This window comes from Aggregatilinea sp. (assembly GCF_036822615.1).
Classification (GTDB): domain Bacteria; phylum Chloroflexota; class Anaerolineae; order Aggregatilineales; family Aggregatilineaceae; genus Aggregatilinea.
Genome location: NZ_DAISHJ010000206.1, coordinates 1 through 4,543, shown reverse-complemented (window position 1 = coordinate 4,543; position 4,543 = coordinate 1). Strand labels below are relative to the sequence as shown.

4 protein-coding genes and 1 tRNA gene are annotated in these 4,543 nt (G+C 60.6%); 2 read left to right on the top strand and 3 right to left on the bottom strand.

Translation table 11 applies throughout. The features are described from left to right. Positions 1-170: 170 nt before the first annotated feature. Positions 171-1,418 (bottom strand): hypothetical protein, encoded by a 1,248-nt coding sequence (locus V7116_RS25525; protein WP_324394827.1) that lies wholly within the window; start codon positions 1,416-1,418, stop codon positions 171-173. 145 nt (positions 1,419-1,563) lie between these two features. Between V7116_RS25525 and fbp the strand changes: the two genes are divergently transcribed. Together fbp and V7116_RS25515 are read left to right on the top strand one after the other, a co-directional pair. Further along, positions 1,564-2,646 carry a class 1 fructose-bisphosphatase gene (fbp, locus tag V7116_RS25520; protein ID WP_324394826.1) on the top strand — a complete coding sequence of 361 codons (1,083 nt, stop codon included), beginning with the start codon at positions 1,564-1,566 and terminating at the stop codon, positions 2,644-2,646. A 37-nt stretch (positions 2,647-2,683) separates the two neighbouring features. Continuing rightward, positions 2,684-2,758 (top strand) — tRNA-Pro (locus V7116_RS25515). Positions 2,759-3,008: 250 nt separating this feature from the next. Here V7116_RS25515 and V7116_RS25510 read toward each other — a convergent pair. Beyond that, positions 3,009-3,800, bottom strand: a complete 792-nt coding sequence (locus tag V7116_RS25510; protein ID WP_324394825.1) for a hypothetical protein — start codon at positions 3,798-3,800, stop codon at positions 3,009-3,011. Positions 3,801-3,997: 197 nt separating this feature from the next. After that, a complete protein-coding gene (locus V7116_RS25505) occupies positions 3,998-4,261 on the bottom strand; it encodes a helix-turn-helix domain-containing protein (RefSeq protein WP_324394824.1) in 264 nt (87 codons plus the stop codon). Positions 4,262-4,543: the final 282 nt, after the last annotated feature.

Here is a 4,543-nt window from a genome sequence, read left to right as displayed (position 1 = left end):
AAAGCAGCAGTTAGTTGTTAGTGGTTAGCTGAGAGCCAAAAGCAAAGGCAAAAACTCACCTCACCCCCGGCCCCTCTCCAACTTGATTGGAGAGGGGAGAAAAGCCATCTCGGCGGGGGGAGAAAGCAGGTTCGCAGGCGGCGCGCAGCCGCATGCCCATACGTCGCGTGTCAGGCCCCCTGCTCCAGGGGTTGATGCGCCTTGCGCCGCGCGGCGAGAACGATCAGCGCGCGCAGCAGCACCGCCCCCATCATGAACGTCGCCAGCTCATACACGCGCATCAGCGTCTCGACGTTGACCCGGTTGTCGTAGCCGCCGTAAAAGTCGAGGATGGGATCGATCAGATCGGGGAGCGGGAGAAAAATCTTGTTGTAGACCGCCACCGCCCCGAGCATGTAGAGCACTTCCACGGCGGGAATACCGCGCCGCAGCATAACGACCAGGATCATGATCAGCGGCACGAACAGGTACGTCACGAAGCGCGACAGATCCGTGCCGCCGTACATGGTCAGCACCAGCACCGGCACGGAATACAGCAGGATGAACTGCCGGTAGCCCGCCAGATCGTCCCAGGCGCGGCGGAGACGCTCCGGCGTAGCGAGCAGCAGCACCGGCAAAAAGTAGCTGGCGAGATTGAACAGGAAGTTAAAGTCGCGCCGTTCGGACAGCGGCGCGCGGATCAGGTTTTTCAGCGAGCCAGGATCATTGACCGGATCAATGTACTGGCCCGTGTCATAGATGGGAATGAGCGCGCGCGGCACGATCACAAACAGGCTGACCAGCACGAAGGTGAAAATCATCCAGCGCAGCGTCTCGCGCGAGCGGGTGCGCCAGTAGTCTTGCAGCAGGGTGAGTTCCAGCACGACCGGTGGCACGATCAGAAATTCGCGCGTGAGCAGCCCGATACACGAGACGGCGACGCATAAATCGTAGCGCTTGTGGAACAGCGCCAGCACCGCCGCGATCATGATCGGGTAGGCGAGCGAATCGGGCCGGGCGACATCCCAGAACATGTACTTGATGTTGTACAGCGACAGCGCGATCGCCGCGACCGCCGTCCACGCGATGAGCGCGCGGCGCGTGAAGTGCTCGGCCAAGAGATAGACCATAAACAACTGCCAGATGCCACCGATATAGTTCAGGATGATGAAGCCCATTTCCGTGCTGACGGAAAACAGATAGGCGATGTTTCCGGCCAGCAGCGGCGTCAGAAAGCGGTAGACAAACGGGGCCCACAACAGCTTGTTGCCGACAAGTCCGTTTTCGGCCATGTCGAAATAGACCACGAAGTCCCACAAATAGCGGGAGCGATCCATCAAATTGGTGAAGAGATCGAGCGTAACGACCATCAGCGCGCATCCGGCCAGGATCAGGGCATAGCGCGCGGCGGGACGCTGGTACAGGTGACGACTGTTCATGCGGGTTCTTTCGTCATGATGGCGGCCAGAGCAAACGGCCCAAGTGTACCAAAGCGGCGGGGACAGGCCAACGCCCCCATTGTCCTGTGCAGCAGACTATGTCACAATCGAAAGACACACCGGAGCCAAGTTGGAAGGACGATGCATGCCACAGGACACGCCTACCCCGCGTCTTCAAACGATCGAGCGGCACATCCTGGATCAGCAGGAGCGGTTCCCCGAGGCCACCGGGCGGCTGACCAGCCTGCTGTACGACATCGCCCTGGCCGCCAAGCTCATCGCCCGCGAAACAACGCGCGCCGGGCTGGCGGATATCCTCGGCGCAACGGCGGGGATCAACGTGCACGGCGAGGTGCAGCAGAAGCTGGACGTATATGCCGACGAGGTGATCTTCCGCATCAACGACCACACGCGGCGGGTCTGCGTGATGGCGTCGGAGGAGCACGACGAGCTGCGGCGGATCCCCGATCATCACCAGCCCGGCTACTACGCGCTGATTTACGATCCGCTCGACGGATCCTCGAACATCGACGTAAACGCGTCGATCGGCACGATCTTCGCCATTCACCGCAAGATCACGCCGGGCGACGGACACGGCACGGAAGCGGACGTGCTGCAACCGGGGGCGGTGCTGGTCGCCGCGGGGTACGTCGTGTACGGGTCCAGCACGATGCTGGTCTACAGCACCGGCACGGGCGTGCACGGCTTTACGCTCGATCCCAGCGTGGGCGAATTTCTGCTCAGCCACCCGAATATCCGCATCCCGTCGCCGGGATCGTATTACAGCATCAATCATGGCTACGAGCGCGACTGGTCGCCCGGCATCCGCGCGTATATCCGCTGGTGCCAGGCGCAGGACGACCCTGATATGCAGCCCCTCGCCCAGCGCTATATCGGCAGTCTCGTGGCCGATTTCCACCGCAATTTGCTGCGCGGCGGCGTGTTCCTCTATCCCGGCACGACGACACGCCCGACCGGCAAGCTGCGCCTGACGTACGAGGTGCAGCCGCTGGCGTTCATCGCAGCGCAGGCAGGCGGCTATGCGTCGGATGGGGTTGAAGATATTCTGGACATCCAGCCCCGCAGCCTGCACCAGTGCGTGCCGTTCTTCGTGGGCAACCGGGATCTGGTCGAGCGGCTGGAGCAGATGCTGGCCGCGCATGATGGTGAGGCGCAAGCGCGCTACCGGCTGCTGCGAGATGGGATCTCAACCGAAACCCAGGCTTGACAACGCCGCCCACTACGGCTAACATAACCGGGTACTTCGGGGCGTGGCGCAGCTTGGCTAGCGCGCTTGCATGGGGTGCAAGAGGCCCCCGGTTCAAATCCGGGCGCCCCGACTGAAGAACTTTCACCCTGATGACAGGAAATTCCTACCTCAACTCTCCCCCACTCGGGGGCCGGTCGAGACCATGCAGCGGGAATATTCTGTTATTAAGGTGCTGACGACCCACCTGTTCGCGCAGGTGGGTCGTTTGTTTTTCCGTGCCTGTACTGTAGCACAGGCGTTCGATAAAGTCATTCGCTCTTCACGGTGATTTGTAACGGCTAGCCGCTACTGTTCACCATTAATGGCTAGAAGTGTGTGCCTTACGCGGTTGGCGGGAGGAGATACAGCGTTTCGTCGCCCCACTCGATCCAGATGGCCTGGATCGGCTCGTTGGACGGATACTCGAAGGCCTGCCACCCGCCGATAGCCGCGCCGCTCACGGCATCGGTATCGTCGAAGTCGTCATCTAGCATCACGATGGTTGGCTCACCCCATTGCTTGCCCGCCGAATCCACCAGTCGAATCTTCAGGTCTACGCGCGGCACGCAGCGATCCTCGGTGCAGCGCAGATCGAACCAGAGCAGGACGTATTCCGCGCCGGTGGCCGGGTTCGAGTTGAACTGATTGAAGCCTTCGACCATCTCTGTGGCCGGGCGGACGATGCGCTGCGCCGTGACCTGACCGCCGGTGAAGGCTGCCCACTGCCCGACGGGGATCGGGTTTTCGAGCGTGCCATGCCCTGCGTTGGCATCCACGATCTTTTCGGTCGCGTCTTCTTTCTGGCTTTGGATGACAGCCGCAATGACGGCGACGATGACGATCAGGCCGATGCAGAAGAACAGCGGCGCGCCGCAGCCGACCCCGAGCGAGATGCCCAGGCACCCCGGCACCTTCCGCTTTTCCTTCACCGTGACGTTGACCGGCTGTGGTGCGACCGGCTGAGACACGACCGGCTGCGGGGTGGGCTGTTTCTGCTGGATGCGGTCCAACTGCGCCAGCCACTCGCGCGCCTTGTCGTGGTCGATGGTCATCAGCAGCAGCCGGGCTTCGTCGTACTGCTTCTGCTGTATGAGTTCGCGGGCACGGAGCATTTGTTCCTTCACTTCGGACATCAGTTACCCCCTGAGCTATGCAAACTTCACAGATGTCAGTAGCATAGCACGGGATTGTGTCCGAGCAACCAGCCTCGCGTGAATTTTCCGTGAAGAGTGTGAACTTGTTAAGGTGCTTTCGCGCTCGCGGGCGCGAGACGTACAATGGTGATGGCTGCCCGTGCTTTCACCACGAGCATGCCGGGCCTACGCGGTGGTTATGCCACTGCGTAGGCCACCCTCTGCCCCGGGTCGTCCTGTACCACAAATTCACTCAGCGAAATGCCAAAATAGTCACAGAGCTTGCGGACGATCCGGAGATCGGGCCGCATGACTCGGTTATTGGCATATCGCTCGACCGTGCTAATCGACAGTCCGGTCGCATTCGCAATGTCCTGGTACGTGACCTGCTGCCCGGTTCGTGTCTCTTTCCGCTGCATGAGTTCTTTCATGCGGGTGAAGGGGTAGTATTCGTCACTCATCACAGATCCTTTCATGACGTCTGAACTGAGTATAGAGGTATAACACGAGTTAGTCAAGCATTCACGCCACTTGTTAGGATATTCACGCCTGTTTCTTGTTGACACCTTAGAAACTCGTGTTATACTATCAGTAGCTAAGGTATTCCACAACGCAAACGGCCCGCCCCTGGCCTGGTAACCGTGGCGAGCCGTTCTAGACAAACACCGGGAGGTGTCTATGTCTTCTCCTATTGTATCGCCTCGACGCCCCACCCGCCAGCGTCGCCAGCGCAGCCCCAAAGT